We start from the raw sequence: 18,762 nt of genomic DNA on the forward strand, positions 1-18,762 counted from the left end.
TCATTAATGGCTGATAAGCCCAGAGTGCTTGTAGCCATGAGCGGAGGGGTGGACAGTTCTTTAACTGCCGCCCTTCTTGTTCATCAAGGCTATGATGTAATTGGTGCTACGATGCAAATATGGGAAAAGGATCAGGAAAATAATGACCCTGACAGTAGAGGCTGCTGTTCATTATCAGCTGTTGATGATGCCCGGCGGGTTGCTAATAAAATTGGAATCCCCTACTATGTGCTTAACTTCCGGGATATGTTCCAGGACACAGTGGTTAATTATTTCATAGCAGAATATTCAGCAGGCAGGACACCTAATCCATGTATTGCCTGCAATCGCTATGTAAAATTTGAGGGTCTGCTAAGCAAAGCGTTGGCACTGGGGGCCCAATATGTAGCTACTGGACACTATGCACAGATTATGTATGCAAAAGACCGCCAGCGCTATATTCTGCGTAAAGGGATTGATCTCACTAAAGACCAGTCTTATGCTTTATACCACCTGAATCAACATACGCTTAGTCATTTTTTGATGCCGCTCGGGAAATTTGCGAAAACTGAAACCAGAAAAATGGCCAGAGAGTTAGGTTTATCGATTGCTGATAAACCTGACAGTCAGGAGATCTGTTTTGTACCTAATGATGATTATAAAGCTTTTTTAAAAAATCGTATTCCTGAATTACTGAAACCGGGTAATATTGTAGATCTGACCGGCAGTATTCTAGGTAAGCATCAGGGGGTCCAGCTTTATACGGTTGGGCAGCGCAAAGGCCTTGGTTTAGCAGTTGGTAAACCCTTATACGTTATCGCACTTGACGCCGAACGTAATGAAGTGGTTGTCGGCTCAGACCGGGATGTTTTTTCCTCAGAGCTTATTGCCGGTGACCTCAATTTTATTACAATTGATACACTGGAAGAGCCGCTGGCCGTGGAAGCTAAAATTCGCTATAGCGGATCTCCCGCCCAGGCTATGGTAACACCACTTGGTAATGGTCAGGTTCAGGTAAAATTTGCCACACCGCAGCGGGCTATTACACCTGGACAATCTGTTGTATTTTACCATGATGATATTGTTGTCGGCGGGGGAATTATAATAAAGACAGTAAAGTAACTGGCCATAAATTTTTATATAGGACAATACTTGCTATAAACAGTCACTTTTTTGGCCATACTAATATTACAATCTGTTAGGGAGGCCTACTAATGCAAAAACTGCGTAATTTATTTGGCCTGCCGGTGTTAATTACCGGAACCGGTGCGCAGATTGGCGAGGTAAAAGAAGTACTTCTTGACTTAGAGCAGGCTGCTGTTCGTGGTATTGTTCTTGCTGGTGCTAATTGGTTTACTAATGATCAAGGCGTTGTGTTTGAAGATGTATTTAGGATTGGCAGAGATGCCTTAATGCTTCGGGCCACATATGCTGTACAAGAGCTAACACAGGCTAGGATGCCGGGAACTGTTTATTATCTGTGTGATTTGCTGGATAAGCAAATTTATACTGATGCAGGGTTAAGCTTTGGTATCTTGGTGGACGCTCTTTATGATAGTACTACCGGTGAGATAAAGGCTTATGAGATTTCTGACGGTCTTATTACGGATTTGTTATATGGCCGCAAAATTATGCCGCTGCCGCAAGCACAAGTCGTTGGTCAGGATCGCTTAATCATTCCCGATGCTATGACCAATCTTCTTATACCTGAATCGAATAAGGTGTGAGGTGTAGTTTATGACAACTTGTCCTATATGCGGGCAACGGGATATAGGTAAAGTCGGTGCCGACCAGTACTACTGCGGGGATTGTTGTGTAGAGTTTATGATACGAAATCAGGATTTGAAAATCTATAATGTTGAGGTTGATGGTACGTTAACTCTATATGATGATACGGCACAGGGTACTGTTAATTTAGAGGTACAAAAGGGGTGATATGATGCGCAACAGGTTTTGGCAAGGATTGTTTTTTGGTGGACTTGTAGGAACAGCACTAGGCGCCATCATAGTTCCCAGGGCTAAACCACAAAAAAAGCCGCTGTTTGAATGTAGTGCTGATGCAGTTGCTGATACCACCCGTGATTTAATGCGGGATGCACGCCGGGCGCGCAAGCGGTTGATGAAAAAGCTGGATTAGTGTCCGGTAATAGGGGGCCTATGTAGGCTCCTTTTTCTTATAAGATAAGAAAGTTTATGTTTTTTGAACCGCAGAGACGCAGAGTACGCAGAGGGAATGTCTCGATATACATCTCCCCTCTGCGCTCTCAGTGTACTCTGCGGTTAGAGCCGTATCCTCAAGGGCGCGATAGCGCTTTTTTATTATTGACAAGGAGAACATATGCAGTTTACAAAAAAACATTTCAGACTTACTATTATTTTTATATTTGCGGTTATAACTTTATATTTTCTCTGGCTTGTGCGCAGTGGCTTGTACCCATTCATTATCGCTTTACTGCTGGCCTATTTGCTCAACCCTGCAGTATGTTATCTTGAGAAAAAAGGCTTTTCAAGAGTGTTAGCGATCCTGCTGTTATATGTAATTTTATTTACTGTTATTATTCTTGGCGGAACTCGCCTGCTGCCGGTTTTGATTAGAGATTTAGAAAGTTTTGGCAAGGAATTACCGCATATTCTGGGAAAAAGTGAGGAATTATTTTATCTCATTCAGAGCCACTACCAAAATTCAGTTTTACCTTACTCAATCCGCATGGCGATTGATAATTCAATAATATCCTTACAACAGGAAGGGCAGTCCTTTGCCAGTGACTTAGCCAACAGCATCCTGGGGCTTATCACCTATTTCATTGGCTTTGCCATTACACCAATATTGGCCTTTTATTTCTTGCATGACTGGCAAGCCATCAAAGAAGGCTTGCTTTTATTGGTGCCATGCCACTTACGACAGGAATTTACTTTGGCACTTAAAGATATTGACAAAGTATTAAATGGTGTAATTAGAGGGCAGCTTACGGTTGCCATAATTGTCGGTGTTTTGGTTAGTGTCGGTTTATACTTTTTTAAAGTCCCGTTTGCCTTACTAATTGGCATTACTGCCGGTTTACTTGATGTCATTCCTTATTTTGGCGCATTTATTGGCGCCACGCCGGCTATAACCCTGGCGCTTTTGGAGTCACCGCTGCTTGCTGGGAAAGTTGCTTTACTTTTTTTTGTAATTCATCAGTTGGAAGGAAGCGTAATTGGTCCCAAAATTCTTGGAGAAAGCGTAGGACTGCACCCGCTTACTGTGATTTTCTGTTTATTTGCCGGCGGTGAGTTATTTGGCGTTGTGGGCATGCTGCTAGGTGTACCGGTTGCGGCAGTGGGCAAGGTAGTGCTACAACACAGTATTAAGCTTTTATTATAGTTCTCTTCACACCAAATATTGACACTAAATCTCAAATTGTAGTATAATTCCACCAGAATAATGGATTACTTTTATAATTGGAGCTGATTAATTTGAAACAATTGACCGGAAACGAATTAAGAAAACTGTTTCTGGATTTTTTTGCTGGCAAAGATCATTTAATTCAACCAAGTTCTTCGCTTATTCCTGAAAACGACCCGACCTTGCTGCTCATTGGCGCTGGTATGGCTCCGTTTAAACCCTTTTTTACCGGCAAAATGAAACCGCCTCACCCACGTATTACTACCAGTCAGAAATGTGTTCGCACTGGTGATATTGAAAATGTCGGTCGGACGGCACGCCATCATACTTTTTTTGAAATGCTGGGTAATTTTTCCTTTGGTGATTATTTCAAGAAAGATGCTATTGCCTGGGCTTGGGAATTTTTGACCGAGTATCTGGAGCTCCCAAAGGATAAACTCTGGATTACTATCTATACGAATGATGACGAAGCTTTTGATATCTGGCATAACGATATAAAAGTTCCCGCTGACCGGATTATTAGAATGGAAGAAAACTTCTGGGAAATTGGTCCCGGCCCCTGCGGCCCCTGCTCAGAGATACATATCGATTTAGGAGAAGAACGCGGTTGTGGTAAGCCGGATTGTGCCGTAGGCTGTAACTGTGACCGGTATTTAGAGATTTGGAACTTGGTATTCACTCAATTTGACCGGGACGAGGCTGGAAATTATACCCCGCTTGCCAAGAAAAATATTGACACTGGTGCCGGCCTTGAACGTATTGCTTCTGTGTTGCAAAACAAACCCTCTAATTTTGAAACCGATTTATTGTACCCAATCATCGGCTATGCTGCTAAAGTAGCCGGTGTTACCTACGGCCAGTCAGCCAAAAATGACGTTTCATTAAAGGTAATTGCCGACCATGGCCGCAGTATGACGATTATGATTGGCGACGGCGTGTTACCCTCCAATGAGGGGCGTGGTTATGTTTTACGCCGGATTCTCCGGCGGGCTGTCAGACATGGTCGCTTACTGGGAATTGAAAAACCGTTTTTAACTGATATTGTTGATATTGCTGCCACTATTTTTGCGCAGGCTTATCCTGATATCACTGACAAAAAAGACTACATAAAAAAAGTAATTCAATTAGAGGAAGAACGGTTCCATACTACCTTGGTACAAGGAATTGAATTGTTAAACAAGCATGTTCAGAAACTTGCTCAGGCAGGTCAAACAGTGCTTGATGGTTCTATGGCTTTTAAACTTTATGATACCTTTGGCTTTCCTTGGGAGCTTACTGAAGAAATATTAAGTGAACATACTATGACCTTGGATAAACAGGGGTTTGAGAAGGCTATGGCCGAGCAGCGCGAGCGGGCCCGTGCCGCCCGCCAGGACAGTGAGGAAAGTGTGGCCTTACCTGATTTATCCGGTTTGGTAATAGATACCTTAAGCTGTAATCCGGAAGCGGAAAGTGCTAAGGTCGTTTTGATCTTGAAAGATGGTAAAGTAGTTAAGGATGCCTTTGACGGAGACGAGGTTGCTGTAATTTTAGATGTTACACCATTTCATGCCGAAGGCGGCGGACAGGTAGGTGATACTGGTATCATTGCCGGCGCCCTTGGTAAAATCGAAGTCAATAATACCCGCAAATTACCAGATGGAACCATCTACCATATTGGCCATATTAGTGAGGGAGCTTTGAAAAACGGCGAAGTTGTACAATTGTCTGTTGATATAACCAGACGTCGTCATATTGCCCGCAACCATACGGCTACTCATTTATTACAGGCTGCCTTAAAACAGGTTTTAGGCGGACATGTTAATCAGGCAGGATCATCTGTTGACAGCAGTAGACTGCGGTTTGACTTTACCCACTTTGCTCCTGTTACTGCCGAACAGTTGGCTGAGGTTGAGCAAATGGTAAATGAGGTTATTTTAGGTAATACCACTTTAGCCATTATTGAGACAACACAAGCTGTCGCCAAAGAAATGGGAGCAATGGCTCTCTTCGGTGAAAAATATGGCGAACGGGTACGGGTAGTCATCGTAGATGGCTTTAGTAAAGAACTATGTGGTGGTACTCATGTTGGATCAACTGCAGAGATTGGTCTATTTAAAATTGTCAGTGAAGCAGGTATCGGCGCTGGTATGCGCCGAATTGAGGCTGTTACCGGGTATGGTGCCCATGAGTATTTAAAACTGCAAAATGAACTTATTAAAGAAGCAGCCAGTGCTTTAAAGACTCGTCCTGAGGAAATCGTTACCAGAATTGATACGCTCAACGGACGTGTCCGGGAACTGGAAAAAGAAGTTGGTAGCTTAACTACCAAGCTCGCTAAAAATGAGGTACAGGATCTCTTAGCTGCTGCGAACACCATTAATGGTATTCAGGTAGTAGTGGGCCAGGTAGCTGCTGCTGATATGGAGAATTTGCGGGCAACCGGCGATATGGTACGTGATCGTTTGCAATCCGGAGTTGTGGTACTTGGCGCTATTAGTGGTGACAAAGTCAACTTTGTTGCTATGGCTACTGCTGATTGTGTTGCTAAAGGCATTCATGCCGGTAAGATAATTAAAGAAACTGCGGCGGCAGCTGGCGGCGGCGGCGGTGGTCGCCCCGATATGGCACAAGCTGGTGGCAAACAGCCGGAAAAATTGTCCGAAGCTCTCAAAATGGCTGAGCAAATCATTAAATCACAAATTAAATAGTGTATTTTACAGGCAGGCTTTTGGCCTGCCTGTAAAAATTTATCATAACTAACAGGAAAATATACTGATAGGTAGAATATATAGATCTATACTTTGTCGATAATATAAGAGAGGAGGAGGCTTCATGACCAATATATCGCAAGAAACAATGATGTTTAAGGTAAATAATGATGAGACTAACGCGGCCGAAGTAATTCTGACAACTGTTTACCAATCCTTGAAGGAAAAAGGCTATAATCCAATAAATCAATTGGTAGGCTATCTTTTATCCGGAGATCCGACCTATATAACCAGCTATAATAATGCCCGTGGACTGATTCGCAAGTTAGAGCGTGATGAGATTATTGAGGAATTGGTACGTGCCTATCTAAAAGACAAATAAGATGGACTATCATTACTTGGAAAACAGGTCTTTTTGTATCGAGATTATGTTTTGGCGGACTTCCTATTGGCCCTTTGCATTCAAACCGGTCGTTGGCTGAAGGTTGCTAGCGTTATCGGGTAGCACTTGATGCAGGGGTCAATTTTATTGATACAGCTTAATTAATAGTAGTTCTTTGTGATAATGGGGAGGATAAATGCGCATACTAGCACTTGATGTCGGGGACAAAACTATTGGGATAGCGGTTTGCGATGAGCTTAAGCTAACAGCACAAGGGGTCGAAGTCATTCGAAGAACATCGCCAACTAAGGATTTCATTAGGCTCAATGAACTGATAACCATGTATCAGGTAGGGCTTGTTGTTATTGGGTTACCCAAAAATATGAACGGCACGATTGGCCCCAGAGGCGAACTTGTGAAGGAATTTGCCAGCATGTTGATACAGACTATCCCCAATGTTGAGATTACATTCTGGGATGAGCGCTTGTCTACTGTTGCTGCGCAAAAATCGCTGATAGCAGCTGATGTCAGCCGGGCCAAGCGACGTCAGGTTATTGACAAAATGGCTGCTGTCTTCATTTTACAAGGCTATCTTGACAGTTTGCCACGAGGTAGTTGACTTTCCAGAGAGTCCCTTGACAGGATATGTTTTCTAAGATAGAATTATGTTGCGTATGTGTAAAAAGAGGTGAAAGACATGACTGAAAATGAAAACGATGAAAGTATGGAATTTGATGAGCCGGTAGTCGTCATGACTGATGAAGAAGGCAATGAATACTACTACCGTGAAGACATGATCGTACCTGTTGGTGACAAGCGCTTCGCTATACTGGTACCATTTGACGTTGATGAAGAGGAGTGCGATGGTAGCTGCCACGATGAAAGCTGCGACTGTGGCTGCGGTGAAGAAACTGACGTATTTATTGCCCGAATCGACGTTGACGAAAGCGGCGAAGAAATTTACGTAGACCCTACTGATGAAGAATTTGAAGAAGTTCGTAAAGCCTACGAAGAGTTGATTGAAGACGAGGAAGAGTAAAAGAAGCCGCCAGGCTTCTTTTTTTTCCAGATGGATAGGCAGCGTTATTTGTCTCATAAGACATTATCGATTATAATGGTACTAGCTTAGATGAATGTAAAAAGGGGATAGTGAATGTTACTACTAAATATTTCGGTTTCCAAAAAAATTCTAATTGGAATCTTGGCAGCCACTTTTCTCAGCTTTGGCGCGCTACTAGTTGGTTGGACACTGACTGAGCCGGTTAGCAGCAAAGGAGAACCCATACTTGTACGTATTAAAGCAGGTACTCCAGCTAAAGTTATAGCCGAAGATTTAGAGAATCAAAAATTAATAAAAAATGCGATTGTATTTCGGGTTGCAGTTAAGCTGCAGGGACTGGAGAATTCATTGCAGGCCGGAGAATATTCCATTAGTCCGGCCATGCCTGTGCGGCAAATGCTTACGATGATGTCTCAGGGACAAACTGCTTATCAACAATTTACAATTCCTGAAGGATATACAGTTGACCAAATTGCTGAACTGCTGGCCGAAAAGAAACTGGCAAATCCTGAAAAATTTAAAGCATTGGCTAAAAACTTTGCCCCTTTTCCCTATATGGCAGCTAATCCTGATACCAAATACAGTGTGGAAGGATTTCTGTTTCCTGACACCTACCGTTTAGCCAGGGGTACTTCTGAAGAAGAGCTGCTGGCGATGATGGTCAAACAATTTGATGCAAAAATGACTCCTGATAGTAGGCAGCGGGCGGAAGAACTTGGCCTTTCTGTCCGGGAGGTTATCATTATGGCTTCTCTTGTGGAGAAAGAAGCCAAACTCAATGAAGAACAACCAATCATTGCCGGAGTTTTTGCCAATAGGATAAAGCAAAACATGCCTTTGCAGTCATGTGCCACAATTCAATATATTCTTGGTTATCCTAAGGCTGAACTTACCATTCAGGACACTGAAATCGTCTCGCCCTATAATACCTATCAAATCATGGGCTTGCCACCAGGGCCTATTGCCAATCCTGGGACTGATGCTATCAAAGCTGTGCTTTTGGCTAACAAAACCGATTATTTATATTTTGTAGCCGATAAACAAGGCAAGCACCATTTTAGCAATTCCTATGCCGAACATTTACTGGCAATCAATCAGGTGCAGTTATGAGGGACAACTTTATTACGCTGTTAACTGAAATGGAAGAGTATGCTATTGCCCATAATGTGCCAATCATCAACCGGGAAAGTGGTCAGTTGCTACAGACAGTAACCGCAACTGCCACCCCTAAGTCTGTCCTGGAGATAGGTACAGCAATTGGTTATTCAACATTACTTCTGGCTGCCAATATCGCACCTGGCGGAAAAATAACGACATTAGAGCAAGATGAAGAACGGATACTGGTTGCCCGGCATTTTCTGGCGCAAGCAGGTGTCCTCGACCACATAGAAATTATTGCCGGCAATGCTGGCGAAGTTGTGTCCGGACTAACTGACAGTTTTGATTTAGTATTTATTGACGCTGCGAAAGGTCAATATCTTGATTATTTGTATAAAGTTATGGATAAACTTTCTCCAGGAGCTATTGTCATTGCTGATAATGTTTTATTTAGAGGCTGGGTGCTTGATAACCAAGCAACACCCCGGCGTTTTCGGACAATTGTTAAACGTCTACAGGCTTATCTTGATTTTGTTACTAATGATGCGCGGTTTGACACGGTCGTTCACCAGACCGGCGATGGTATGGCCGTATCGCGTTACCAGGGAGAGGCGAATAAATGATAACTAAACCAGAGCTTCTGGCTCCTGCCGGAAACTTGGAAAAACTTAAAATGGCACTTATTTATGGTGCCGATGCTGTGTATATGGGCGGAAAGGCTTTTGGTTTACGAGCTTTTGGTGATAATTTTGATGATACTGAACTTGAGCAAGGGATTGATTTTGCTCATAGTCTTGGTAAAAAAGCATATATAACCATTAATATATTTCCCCATAATGATGATTTGCTTGGTTTGCCTGAGTATATTAAGCGTCTTGACAAGATAGGTGCTGATGCAATCCTGGTTTCTGACTTGGGTGTATTTCGCATTGCCCGGCAAGTAGCACCTTCGCTGCCTATTCATATTAGTACCCAGGCCAATAGCACCAATTGGTCCACTGCCCAATTTTGGAAAGAACTGGGTGCAACGCGGGTAGTGTTAGCACGAGAGCTTTCACTTACTGATATAAAACTTATCAGGCAAAAGGTTAACATTGAACTCGAAGCCTTTGTCCATGGGGCGATGTGTATGTCTTATTCAGGGCGCTGTCTAATAAGTAACTATCTAACCGGACGTGATGCTAATCGGGGAGAATGTGCACAGCCTTGCCGTTGGAAATATCATCTCATGGAAGAAAGCCGTCCGGGAGTATACTTGCCGGTAGCGGAAGATGAACGGGGTACATACATATTTAATTCCAAAGATTTATGTCTTATCGGCCATATACCTGAACTTATGGATAGCGGCTTACATAGTTTTAAAATAGAAGGCCGCATGAAAAGTGTTCACTATGTTGCTACTGTTATCAAGGTTTATCGAGAGGCAATTGACAGCTATGCCAGTTCGTCAGCACTCTTTACTCTCAAACAGGAATGGCTTGATGAACTACAAAAAGTATCGCACCGGGAATACACAACTGGTTTTACATTTAATAAGCCAACAGAGCAAGATCAAATTTATACTTCTTCCAGCTATATTCAAACCCATAATTTTATCGGACTTGTTAAGGAATATAACCCGTCGACCGGCATGGCAGTAGTAGAGCAACGCAATAATATGAAGGTTGGCGAAAAAATTGAAATTATGCAGCCGGGTAAGAGCAACTTTGTACAAACAATTAGCCAAATGTTTGATTCCGAAGGCAATTTGATCAGTGTAGCGCCTCATCCACAGCAAATTGTGACCCTTCCAATGTCGCAACCGGTGGTGCCCTATGCTATGCTCAGGCGGCCGCAAGGCAGGAGCGATTAATATGACAACGACAATAGATAAACCGATTTATATCCAGGTTGAACCCAAATATGTTAATTATGTAAATCGAATTATGGAAGGATATGAGTATTTAGGAGTCGTCAGTACTCGGGACCGGCGTGAGGGAATATTGCAAATCCGGGCAACACCTGATACAGCTAACGAAGTTCGGGACATATTAGCTCATATTCCGATTGAAATCCATTATGTTGAACGCTCTGAATAACCGGCTGCCTTTGTAAGCCATACTATACCTATCTAACAACAATAGAAGGTGGCAGTATGGCTTATTCCAGTACACGTATATTTCGACTGGTTTTATTTTTTTTGATCATGTCCAGCCTGCTGGTAATGCGATTATTTTATCTCCAGATTATCCAGGGGCAGCAATTGGCATTAGAAGGACTTAATATTCGTGTTCAGGGATTACCAGTCGAGATTGCCAGGGGTGAAATCCTGGACTGTAATCGTCTACCACTAACCAATACCACTCAACAATATAGTCTTGTTGTTTTTCCTGGACAAGTTGAACATACTCCGCTGCAATTATTGCGCAAACTTAATGCTATTGTAAGCTTACCAAGCGAACAGCTTGAGTATTTCTTACAAGGTAAGCATACCAGTGAATACCCCTTTAGACTAGCTAAAGATATTAGCAGTGATACGGCAAAAAAAATTAATGATCTGCATATACCAGGTATTATAGCAATCGCCGAAAAAACCCGGTATGGACAGGGAATGCTTGCCTCCCATATACTAGGCTACATTAATTCAGCTGACAATAAGGGAGTAAGCGGGATTGAAGGCATGTATGACGAGCTGCTGCGCGGCAATCAGCCTGAATATGTTGCTGCCATTGTTGACGCAAGTCAGCAAATCATCCCCGGTCTGGGCTATAAACGGCTAAAGCTTTCGGCTAGTAATAACGAAACGAATATCGTATTAACTATTGACAAACAGATTCAGCAAAAGGTCGAAAATTGTATGGATCGCACAATTGTCAAGGGTGCCGTGGTCGTTATGCGTCCAAGTACTGGTGAAATACTTGCTATGGCGTCCAGGCCGGGATTTGATGCCAATAATCTTAGTCGTTATTTAGAGCAAAGCAGTGCACCTTTGTTAAACCGTGCCATTTCGGCCTATCAGCCTGGTTCCGTGTTTAAGTTAGTAGTAGCTGCTGCCGCACTTGAAAACAAAACAGTAAAAATGAATGATGTGCTTTTTGACGCCGGCTATATTGACGTCAATAATGTTCGTTTTCAAGGCTGGGATTATGGTGAGGCGCCCAAAGGGTATCTTACCATCACGGAAGCCATGGCTCATTCCAGCAACCCGGTGTTTATCGAGGTTGCCTTGAAATTAGGCGCTGAAAAGCTCATTGATATGGCAGCAAAGTTTGGATATGGTTCTAGGACAAATCTTGGTTTTTTAGGTGAGAGTGAAGGTAACTTACCAGCCGCTGATCAATTATACCCGGGTGATCTGGCTAATCTGGCTATCGGTCAGGGTTTTTGTGAGGCTACGCCAGTGCAGGTAGCGCAGACGGTAGCCACAATTGTAAACGATGGCCTTAAGGTTGAACCATATATTGTTAGTCTCCTTACAACGCCAGATGGAACTATTGTTAAGAAGTTTCAACCCCATCCTGGTATACGGGTAATATCCAGGCAAACAGCGGAAAGAATAAGAAACATGATGCTGGCTGTTATACAATATGGTACAGGTCAAGCTGCTTATGTGGAGGTCTTTGGTTCAGCAGGTAAGACTGGTTCGGCTGAAACAGGACGAACCAATACCACCGGGAAGGGTATAAATCATGCTTGGTTTGCTGGTTTTACGCCGTTTGAGCATCCAAAGTATGTCATTGTCATTTTTGTAGAGGAAGGCATGTCTGGAAGCAATGTTGCCGCCCCCATCTTTCGTGACATAGCAACCGAAATTCTTAAAAACTAGTTAACCAAACTATCTAACCTATGAAATAGTTTTTCTGTAGTCAAAATACAAAATATATGCTAAAATGTTAAAGTTAGTACACAAAGATGTTTTTTGCTACTAGCAACAAGTACCCACATGAATTAAGTAAGCGCTGGAGATGAATGGGATGGAAGCTTTTAAAAAACGAGTTTTGGTTCTCCACGGGCCTAACCTAAATTTGCTTGGAAAGCGTGAGCCGGAAGTATATGGTACGACTACGCTTGAGAATATTAATGATATGTTAACAGGACGGGCAGTAGAGCTGGGTTTGGAACTCGTCTTTATTCAAAGTAACTATGAAGGTAAACTGATTGATGCCATCCAGCAAGCCCCGGGCAACTATGCCTGTATTATAATTAATCCAGCTGCCTTTACTCATTACAGTATTGCGGTGCGTGACGCGTTGGCAGCCGTAAATGTGCCGGCAATTGAGGTGCATTTATCCAATATTTACCGTAGAGAGGAATTTCGTCATCATTCAGTAATTTCACCGGTAGCCATTGGACAAATAGCCGGCTTTGGGGCAAATAGCTATTTACTGGCACTAGAGGCGGCTGCGAATCTGATTAAGGGTACAAATCTATGATACAACAGCGTTTAACTGGTTTGCGTAAGCTTATGACGACACATAGCCTTGATGCTATTATCGTAACCAAACCGGAAAACCGGCGATATTTTAGTGGTTTTACCGGTTCATCCGGATTACTTTTAATTGATAAACAAAGGCAGCTATTATTTACTGACTTTAGATATATTGAGCAAGCTAATAAACAATCACCAGAGTATCAAATTGTTCGTCATGGAGCAGATATGTTTGCTACCCTGGCAGATACAGTTAAAAAACTAGGAATTACCCGTATTGGTTTTGAAAGTGACTTTATAACCTGGGACACTTATCATAAGCAGGCTGCACAGCTAACTATGGTGGAATGGCAACCTGTCCAATTAGATGCTTTGCGAGAAATTAAAGATCAGTCTGAGCTTACACTCTTACACCAGGCTGTTGAAATTGCCGATGTCGCCTTCAATCACGTAGTAACCATCATTAGACCTGGAATAACTGAACTGGAAATTGCACTGGACCTTGAATACCAAATGCGTAAGCTTGGTTCAGAGAAACCGGCTTTTGATACTATCGTAGCCTCCGGTTATCGCAGTGCTTTACCGCATGGTCAGGCTTCTGATAAAATCATTGAGGCGGGGGATTTTATTACCATGGATTTCGGTGCCGTATATCAGGGCTATCATTCTGACATGACGCGAACAGTGGTGGCAGGGAAGGCTAGTGATAAACAGCATAAAATATATAGTATTGTACAAGCTGCTCAGTTGGCAGGCATTAAAGCCGTAGCAGCTGGTAAAACAGGTAAAGAAATTGATCAGGCTGCCAGACAAATAATCTCCGACGAGGGCTATGGCGAGTACTTTGGTCATAGTCTAGGCCATGGAGTTGGGCTTGCTATCCATGAAGAGCCCCGGTTATCGCCTGCAAATGACAGTAAACTGGCGGCAGGCATGGTAGTATCTGTTGAACCGGGAATTTATCTTCCCGACTGGGGTGGCGTACGTATCGAAGATTTGGTTGTGGTTTCTGCTGCCGGCTGCACAGTTCTTACTGCCAGCAGCAAGAGCTTATTAGAAATAGAGTAATTGACCGAACATGGGGAGGCATATTAATGATTTCAGTTAATGATTTTCGTACAGGGGTAACAGTTGAGATTGATAATGATGTGTGGAGCGTAGTTGACTTCCAACATGTAAAACCAGGTAAAGGTGCAGCTTTTGTTAGGGCCAAACTGAAAAATGGCCGTACTGGAGCTGTCGTTGAACGCACTTTCAACGCTGGTGAAAAATTACCCAAAGCGCATGTTGATCGCCGCGAAATGCAGTATCTCTATATGAGTGACGGTATGTACAACTTGATGGATAATGAGAATTATGAACAGATTGAATTGTCAGCTGAGCAAATGGGTGATGCTACCAAATTCTTAAAAGAAAATATGAATATTGCCGTAATGTTTTTCCAAGGCACTGTTATCGGTATTGATCTGCCAATGTCGGTTGAACTGACAGTTGTTGAAACTGATCCTGGTGTCAGGGGTGATACTGCTACTGGCGGTAATAAACCAGCTAAATTAGAGACTGGGCATATTGTGCGTGTACCACTCTTTATCAACATTGGTGAGGTGCTGAGAATTGATACCCGCACCGGGGACTATATCGAGCGCGCCTAAAAGTTAAATCCAGGAAACCTCCGAAAAGTTATGTTTTAATAAGCATTGGATATACTACAAATAGTGTCTAATGCTTAGAACAGAACATAGCTAAAGGGGGTTTTTTTTATGAGAAATCTTAAGGAGAAAGTGGCCTATTTACATGGATTAACACAAGGTCTTAATGTTAGCGAACATTCCTCTGAGGGTAAACTTTTAATCAATATTATTGATGTACTTGATTCTTTTGCTGATGAGGTTCAAAGCGTCAATGTTGCACAAGTAGACCTTGAGGATTATGTGGAGTCAATTGACGAAGATTTGACCGACCTGGAAGAGCAGATTTATGAAGACTTTGATAGCGCTGCAGACGATGCTTTTGACGACGACGGCTGTGAAGATGTTTTTGATGATGATATGGTTGAAGTAAGTTGTCCGGACTGTCATGAACTAGTTACCTTTGAGTCTGATATTCTTGACGAAGATGATGATATTGAGGTAACTTGCCCTTACTGCGGCGGTACAGTCTACGATAACACCTTAGATATTGTTGCCACCGACAGCCTCCAGGCTGAGCAATCTAACCATATTATGCATCCTGGTATTTGAAAAACCTTCTAAGCCGATAGCATTGACAATCACGGAAAAACCCCAGAGTTATTATTTGAAAAATTAATTCTCTTTACTGACTTGGCCTGGCAGCCAAGTCTTTCTTTTTGTCATAAATTATTTTTAAAAACATATCTATGTAAAGAAAAGATAGTGGAGATGAATACAATCCCGAAATATTAACTAAGGAATGATAAACGCATGACAAATACACAAGATATCTTAACGCAACATATTTATCCGCTTCTGCCGCCCAATTTGTCTCAAATACTGATGGCAGTACCTGTCAGCTTGCTGGCTAAAGTAACTGAAATCCGCATTAGAGTAAATCAGCCGTTAGTATTAGTATTAGGTAACCATGACGTTATGATTGATGTCTTTGGACAGGCAACCAGCCAAGCTCAGGCTTACTATTGTACCATTCAAGATTTGCTTAAAACCTTTCAGCTACTATGTAAAAATTCCGTATATGCTTTTGAGCCGGAATTAAGGCAAGGATACCTGACCATCAAGGGCGGTCACCGGGTTGGTCTGGCGGGACAGGCAACGGCTTTTAATGGAACGGTAAAAACACTTACCCATATTAGTTCACTCAATATTCGTTTAGCCAGAGCTATACCTGGCTGCGCTGATATTATTTTGCCCTTTGTCATTGATAGTGTTAGCCGAAGGATATATAATATTTTACTTATTTCACCGCCACGCTGTGGCAAAACAACAATTTTGCGGGATTTAATTCGTCAGTTGAGCACTGGTAAAGCGACGTTAGGCATTGTGGGCGTACAAATTGGTCTCGTTGATGAACGATCAGAAATTGCCGCCTGCGAAAATGGTATTCCCAGTATCGACCTGGGTCCCCGGGTTGATGTGTTGGATGCTTGTCCTAAGGCGAGCGGATTATTAATGCTTATCCGCTCAATGGCGCCGGAAGTAATAGCAACAGACGAATTGGGCCGGGCAGAGGATGCTGCGGCAGTGCGGGAAGCGATTCATGCCGGTGTAAGTGTGCTGGCCACTGTTCATAGCCGGACAATAAACGAACTGCGTGAACGTCCGTATATTGGTGAATTGGTACAACAAAGAATGTTTGACCGCTATGTTATCCTGAGCAACCGTTTTGGACCGGGAACAATTGAAGAAATAGTTGATTCCCGGTTGGAAAAGACAGTATATGCGTGTTCCAATGAGGTGAGAGAATGTGGCTGAAAATTTTGGGCAGTCTGCTGATTGTTGTCGCCGGTACAGCTATGGGCTTTAGTGTTGCGGCACGCTATGCTGAGCGTCCCCGCCAAATCCGCCAGCTAATCAGTTGTTTGTCGGCCTTACAATCGCACATTAATTATGCAGCAATACCGTTGCCGGAAGCATTGTCGCAATGCACCTCAGGTATTGCCGGACCAGTAGCGGACTTTTTTAACACGATGTCATTATTGCTGCTCAATAACGGTTGGTTAACACCGCAGGCTGCTATGGATCAGGCTCTAATGGAATCAAAACAGCTTGTTTTAAATCAGCCTGAACGGGAAATTCTTACGGTATTTAGTGCCAATCTTGGCAGTATGGACCGCGAGGAACAGCATAAGTCGCTGGAATTGGTCCAGGAGCAATTATCCAGAATCCAATATGAGGCGGAAAAGCTCTGTGAGCAAAACGTCAAGATGTATAGATACTTAGGGCTCTGCAGTGGCTTAGCAATAGTCATAATTTTAGTGTAACCAAGAACGGAGGGACTTGGAAATGGGAATCGATGTATTGTTTAAAATTGCCGGGGTAGGTATCTTAATTTCTGTTTTTCATACAGCGTTAAAACAAGCCGGCAAAGAAGATATGGCTCACTTATGTACGCTTGCCGGTTTTGCGCTAGTGTTATTATGGGTTGTCCAATTGTTGGGGCGATTGTTTACCACTGTACAGGATGTATTTAAGTTGTTCTAAGGGGTGTAAGCACCATGGAAATCATCCAAATTATCGGGTTGGGACTTGTTGTTACCTTGTTGATTTTAATTATTAAACAACAACGCCCCGAACTGGCTGTACAGCTCGGGCTCACACTGTCAGCAATTATTTTTTTAATGGTACTAAGTAAGCTTAGTGTTGTGCTTGATTTATTTCGTGATTTAGCCGAAAAAGCCAATATCAGTCAGATGTACCTGAATACTATTCTTAAAATTATCGGTATCGCTTATGTAACTGAATTTGGTGCTCAAGTTTGTCGCGATGCTGGTGAAGGTGCAGTTGCCGGCAAAATTGAGTTTGCTGGTAAAATTCTTGTAATGGTCCTGGCAGTACCGATCATTGCATTAGTATTAGATACCATCGTAAGACTCATTCCTTAAGGTGGAATGCGCATGAAAAAAGGTATACTAGCACTATTGTTTATCTTATGTAGTAATATTGCCTGGGCGGCACCTGATGTCACCCCGGAATTGCCTATTGAGCTGCTGGATGGTTCATCAGTTACCGATATTAACCATTTCATTCAGGCGATTAATAAGGAACTGAATGAAGATATCCCTTTTTTAACTGCGGCAACAATTAAAGATATTGCCACCAAAGGTCTGAATTTTAACTGGCAGACAATGAGTACTACCATTCTCTCTTGTTTGTTTAAAGAATTGGCAACAAATATTCATCTTATGGGCAAGTTGTTATTTTTAGCGGTACTATGCGCACTGTTACAAAATCTGCAAAATTCATTTGAACAATCGTCAATCTCGTTATTAGCGTATAGTGTGTGTTTTATTTTTTTATGTGTAATTTCCCTGAGTGCTTTTTATAATGGGCTGACACTTGCCCGGGAAACGGTCGGTACCATGGTCGGATTTATGGAGGCGCTGCTGCCGCTTTTATTATCCTTGTTAGCCGGGGTTGGAGCATTAACCTCGGCGGCGCTCTTAACTCCACTTATGCTGCTGGTTGTTAGTGTAACAAGTGTCATTGTGAAAGATATTGTTTTGCCGTTACTATTCTTAACTGCTGTGTTGGAGTGTGTAAACTATCTTTCCGGCACATATCGGCTCAGTAATTTGACCGGCGTACTTAAACAGGCCGGAATGATGATTCTCGGATTTGTGCTGGTAGTATTTATTGGCATCGTTAGTATTCAGGGTGTTGCCGGCAGTATCGCTGATGGTCTGACTTTACGGACAGCCAAGTATGCTACAGCAACATTTATACCGGTTGTCGGCAAAATGTTTGCTGATACCGTTGAACTGGTCATGGGAGCATCGCTGCTACTAAAAAATGCTGTAGGTATCTTTGGTGTGGTAGCCATTGCTTTACTGTGTGCACTACCACTTATTAAGCTTCTTTCGCTGATCGTAGTTATGAAGATAGCAGGAGCATTGATTCAGCCTATGGGTGACGAGAAAATGGCAAAGTGTCTTGATGCCATGGGAAACAATCTAGTATTAGTTTTTGCCGCATTACTTACAGTAGCCTTAATGTTTTTTTTGGTAATTACCATGATTATTGCTGCGGGCAGTGTTGCCATGATGCTTCGATAGGGGTTGGTAAAATA

Annotated in this window: 23 protein-coding genes; all 23 read left to right on the forward strand. The window is 42.7% G+C overall.

Annotated elements, in window-relative coordinates:
- The first annotated feature begins 6 nt into the window (after nucleotides 1-6).
- The gene (gene mnmA / locus AC1ECB_RS07170; protein WP_485669293.1) at nucleotides 7-1,101 is read left to right on the forward strand and encodes a tRNA 2-thiouridine(34) synthase MnmA; all 1,095 of its coding nucleotides are present in this window, start codon (nucleotides 7-9) and stop codon (nucleotides 1,099-1,101) included.
- 92 nt (nucleotides 1,102-1,193) lie between these two features.
- The gene (locus tag AC1ECB_RS07175) at nucleotides 1,194-1,706 is read left to right on the forward strand and encodes a PRC-barrel domain-containing protein (protein ID WP_485668073.1); all 513 of its coding nucleotides are present in this window, start codon (nucleotides 1,194-1,196) and stop codon (nucleotides 1,704-1,706) included.
- A 10-nt stretch (nucleotides 1,707-1,716) separates the two neighbouring features.
- Nucleotides 1,717-1,914: a hypothetical protein gene (locus AC1ECB_RS07180; RefSeq protein ID WP_021170034.1), complete on the forward strand. Its 198-nt coding sequence runs from the start codon at nucleotides 1,717-1,719 to the stop codon at nucleotides 1,912-1,914.
- Nucleotide 1,915: 1 nt separating this feature from the next.
- The gene (locus AC1ECB_RS07185) at nucleotides 1,916-2,116 is read left to right on the forward strand and encodes a hypothetical protein (protein WP_144034004.1); all 201 of its coding nucleotides are present in this window, start codon (nucleotides 1,916-1,918) and stop codon (nucleotides 2,114-2,116) included.
- Nucleotides 2,117-2,317: 201 nt separating this feature from the next.
- Complete coding sequence (locus tag AC1ECB_RS07190; protein ID WP_485668074.1) at nucleotides 2,318-3,343, forward strand: AI-2E family transporter; 1,026 nt, start codon at nucleotides 2,318-2,320, stop codon at nucleotides 3,341-3,343.
- A 92-nt stretch (nucleotides 3,344-3,435) separates the two neighbouring features.
- Entirely contained in the window at nucleotides 3,436-6,054 is a 2,619-nt protein-coding gene (alaS, locus tag AC1ECB_RS07195) for an alanine--tRNA ligase (RefSeq protein ID WP_485668075.1), read from the forward strand.
- A gap of 124 nt (nucleotides 6,055-6,178) precedes the next feature.
- Entirely contained in the window at nucleotides 6,179-6,436 is a 258-nt protein-coding gene (locus AC1ECB_RS07200; protein WP_145100205.1) for an IreB family regulatory phosphoprotein, read from the forward strand.
- 196 nt (nucleotides 6,437-6,632) lie between these two features.
- Nucleotides 6,633-7,055 (forward strand): Holliday junction resolvase RuvX, encoded by a 423-nt coding sequence (gene ruvX, locus AC1ECB_RS07205; protein ID WP_485668076.1) that lies wholly within the window; start codon nucleotides 6,633-6,635, stop codon nucleotides 7,053-7,055.
- Between the two features lie 78 nt (nucleotides 7,056-7,133).
- Nucleotides 7,134-7,475: a DUF1292 domain-containing protein gene (locus AC1ECB_RS07210; RefSeq protein WP_485668077.1), complete on the forward strand. Its 342-nt coding sequence runs from the start codon at nucleotides 7,134-7,136 to the stop codon at nucleotides 7,473-7,475.
- A gap of 114 nt (nucleotides 7,476-7,589) precedes the next feature.
- Nucleotides 7,590-8,606, forward strand: a complete 1,017-nt coding sequence (gene mltG, locus AC1ECB_RS07215) for an endolytic transglycosylase MltG (RefSeq protein ID WP_485668078.1) — start codon at nucleotides 7,590-7,592, stop codon at nucleotides 8,604-8,606.
- A complete protein-coding gene (locus AC1ECB_RS07220; RefSeq protein ID WP_485668079.1) occupies nucleotides 8,603-9,217 on the forward strand; it encodes an O-methyltransferase in 615 nt (204 codons plus the stop codon). Before mltG ends, AC1ECB_RS07220 begins: the two co-directional genes overlap by 4 nt.
- Nucleotides 9,214-10,446, forward strand: a complete 1,233-nt coding sequence (locus tag AC1ECB_RS07225; protein ID WP_485668080.1) for a peptidase U32 family protein — start codon at nucleotides 9,214-9,216, stop codon at nucleotides 10,444-10,446. Before AC1ECB_RS07220 ends, AC1ECB_RS07225 begins: the two co-directional genes overlap by 4 nt.
- A gap of 1 nt (nucleotide 10,447) precedes the next feature.
- Nucleotides 10,448-10,672 (forward strand): DUF4911 domain-containing protein, encoded by a 225-nt coding sequence (locus AC1ECB_RS07230; protein WP_485668081.1) that lies wholly within the window; start codon nucleotides 10,448-10,450, stop codon nucleotides 10,670-10,672.
- Nucleotides 10,673-10,728: 56 nt separating this feature from the next.
- A complete protein-coding gene (locus AC1ECB_RS07235) occupies nucleotides 10,729-12,399 on the forward strand; it encodes a peptidoglycan D,D-transpeptidase FtsI family protein (protein WP_485668082.1) in 1,671 nt (556 codons plus the stop codon).
- Nucleotides 12,400-12,547: 148 nt separating this feature from the next.
- Nucleotides 12,548-13,006, forward strand: coding sequence for a type II 3-dehydroquinate dehydratase (aroQ, locus tag AC1ECB_RS07240; RefSeq protein ID WP_485668083.1), 459 nt, complete (start codon nucleotides 12,548-12,550; stop codon nucleotides 13,004-13,006).
- Nucleotides 13,003-14,070, forward strand: a complete 1,068-nt coding sequence (locus AC1ECB_RS07245) for a M24 family metallopeptidase (protein ID WP_485668084.1) — start codon at nucleotides 13,003-13,005, stop codon at nucleotides 14,068-14,070. The genes aroQ and AC1ECB_RS07245 overlap by 4 nt, the downstream gene beginning before the upstream one ends.
- A gap of 26 nt (nucleotides 14,071-14,096) precedes the next feature.
- Complete coding sequence (efp, locus tag AC1ECB_RS07250; protein WP_021170048.1) at nucleotides 14,097-14,654, forward strand: elongation factor P; 558 nt, start codon at nucleotides 14,097-14,099, stop codon at nucleotides 14,652-14,654.
- 108 nt (nucleotides 14,655-14,762) lie between these two features.
- On the forward strand, nucleotides 14,763-15,242 hold the full coding sequence (locus AC1ECB_RS07255; protein WP_485668085.1) for a CD1247 N-terminal domain-containing protein: 480 nt from the start codon (nucleotides 14,763-14,765) through the stop codon (nucleotides 15,240-15,242).
- Between the two features lie 201 nt (nucleotides 15,243-15,443).
- Complete coding sequence (gene spoIIIAA, locus AC1ECB_RS07260) at nucleotides 15,444-16,448, forward strand: stage III sporulation protein AA (RefSeq protein ID WP_485668086.1); 1,005 nt, start codon at nucleotides 15,444-15,446, stop codon at nucleotides 16,446-16,448.
- Entirely contained in the window at nucleotides 16,439-16,957 is a 519-nt protein-coding gene (spoIIIAB, locus tag AC1ECB_RS07265; protein WP_485668087.1) for a stage III sporulation protein SpoIIIAB, read from the forward strand. Before spoIIIAA ends, spoIIIAB begins: the two co-directional genes overlap by 10 nt.
- Nucleotides 16,958-16,979: 22 nt before the next feature.
- Entirely contained in the window at nucleotides 16,980-17,177 is a 198-nt protein-coding gene (gene spoIIIAC / locus AC1ECB_RS07270) for a stage III sporulation protein AC (RefSeq protein ID WP_021170052.1), read from the forward strand.
- Nucleotides 17,178-17,191: 14 nt separating this feature from the next.
- The gene (gene spoIIIAD / locus AC1ECB_RS07275; protein WP_021170053.1) at nucleotides 17,192-17,578 is read left to right on the forward strand and encodes a stage III sporulation protein AD; all 387 of its coding nucleotides are present in this window, start codon (nucleotides 17,192-17,194) and stop codon (nucleotides 17,576-17,578) included.
- Between the two features lie 12 nt (nucleotides 17,579-17,590).
- Entirely contained in the window at nucleotides 17,591-18,748 is a 1,158-nt protein-coding gene (gene spoIIIAE, locus AC1ECB_RS07280) for a stage III sporulation protein AE (RefSeq protein ID WP_485668088.1), read from the forward strand.
- The last annotated feature ends 14 nt before the right edge of the window (nucleotides 18,749-18,762 follow it).

The sequence above is a fragment of the Sporomusa sp. 246TCP1 genome, assembly GCF_057319775.1.

What these genes read in the sequence shown, in the direction of transcription:
- AC1ECB_RS07220 (WP_485668079.1), top strand. Translation starts at nt 8,603, where the DNA reads ATGAGGGACAACTTTATTACGCTGTTAACTGAAATGGAAGAGTATGCT.
- AC1ECB_RS07210 (WP_485668077.1), top strand. Translation starts at nt 7,134, where the DNA reads ATGACTGAAAATGAAAACGATGAAAGTATGGAATTTGATGAGCCGGTA.
- AC1ECB_RS07235 (WP_485668082.1), top strand. Translation starts at nt 10,729, where the DNA reads ATGGCTTATTCCAGTACACGTATATTTCGACTGGTTTTATTTTTTTTG.
- spoIIIAB (WP_485668087.1), top strand. Translation starts at nt 16,439, where the DNA reads ATGTGGCTGAAAATTTTGGGCAGTCTGCTGATTGTTGTCGCCGGTACA.
- mltG (WP_485668078.1), top strand. Translation starts at nt 7,590, where the DNA reads ATGTTACTACTAAATATTTCGGTTTCCAAAAAAATTCTAATTGGAATC.
- spoIIIAD (WP_021170053.1), top strand. Translation starts at nt 17,192, where the DNA reads ATGGAAATCATCCAAATTATCGGGTTGGGACTTGTTGTTACCTTGTTG.
- mnmA (WP_485669293.1), top strand. Translation starts at nt 7, where the DNA reads ATGGCTGATAAGCCCAGAGTGCTTGTAGCCATGAGCGGAGGGGTGGAC.
- AC1ECB_RS07230 (WP_485668081.1), top strand. Translation starts at nt 10,448, where the DNA reads ATGACAACGACAATAGATAAACCGATTTATATCCAGGTTGAACCCAAA.
- AC1ECB_RS07185 (WP_144034004.1), top strand. Translation starts at nt 1,916, where the DNA reads ATGATGCGCAACAGGTTTTGGCAAGGATTGTTTTTTGGTGGACTTGTA.
- spoIIIAC (WP_021170052.1), top strand. Translation starts at nt 16,980, where the DNA reads ATGGGAATCGATGTATTGTTTAAAATTGCCGGGGTAGGTATCTTAATT.
- AC1ECB_RS07180 (WP_021170034.1), top strand. Translation starts at nt 1,717, where the DNA reads ATGACAACTTGTCCTATATGCGGGCAACGGGATATAGGTAAAGTCGGT.
- spoIIIAE (WP_485668088.1), top strand. Translation starts at nt 17,591, where the DNA reads ATGAAAAAAGGTATACTAGCACTATTGTTTATCTTATGTAGTAATATT.
- AC1ECB_RS07200 (WP_145100205.1), top strand. Translation starts at nt 6,179, where the DNA reads ATGACCAATATATCGCAAGAAACAATGATGTTTAAGGTAAATAATGAT.
- AC1ECB_RS07225 (WP_485668080.1), top strand. Translation starts at nt 9,214, where the DNA reads ATGATAACTAAACCAGAGCTTCTGGCTCCTGCCGGAAACTTGGAAAAA.
- AC1ECB_RS07255 (WP_485668085.1), top strand. Translation starts at nt 14,763, where the DNA reads ATGAGAAATCTTAAGGAGAAAGTGGCCTATTTACATGGATTAACACAA.
- AC1ECB_RS07245 (WP_485668084.1), top strand. Translation starts at nt 13,003, where the DNA reads ATGATACAACAGCGTTTAACTGGTTTGCGTAAGCTTATGACGACACAT.
- AC1ECB_RS07175 (WP_485668073.1), top strand. Translation starts at nt 1,194, where the DNA reads ATGCAAAAACTGCGTAATTTATTTGGCCTGCCGGTGTTAATTACCGGA.
- AC1ECB_RS07190 (WP_485668074.1), top strand. Translation starts at nt 2,318, where the DNA reads ATGCAGTTTACAAAAAAACATTTCAGACTTACTATTATTTTTATATTT.
- spoIIIAA (WP_485668086.1), top strand. Translation starts at nt 15,444, where the DNA reads ATGACAAATACACAAGATATCTTAACGCAACATATTTATCCGCTTCTG.
- aroQ (WP_485668083.1), top strand. Translation starts at nt 12,548, where the DNA reads ATGGAAGCTTTTAAAAAACGAGTTTTGGTTCTCCACGGGCCTAACCTA.
- efp (WP_021170048.1), top strand. Translation starts at nt 14,097, where the DNA reads ATGATTTCAGTTAATGATTTTCGTACAGGGGTAACAGTTGAGATTGAT.
- ruvX (WP_485668076.1), top strand. Translation starts at nt 6,633, where the DNA reads ATGCGCATACTAGCACTTGATGTCGGGGACAAAACTATTGGGATAGCG.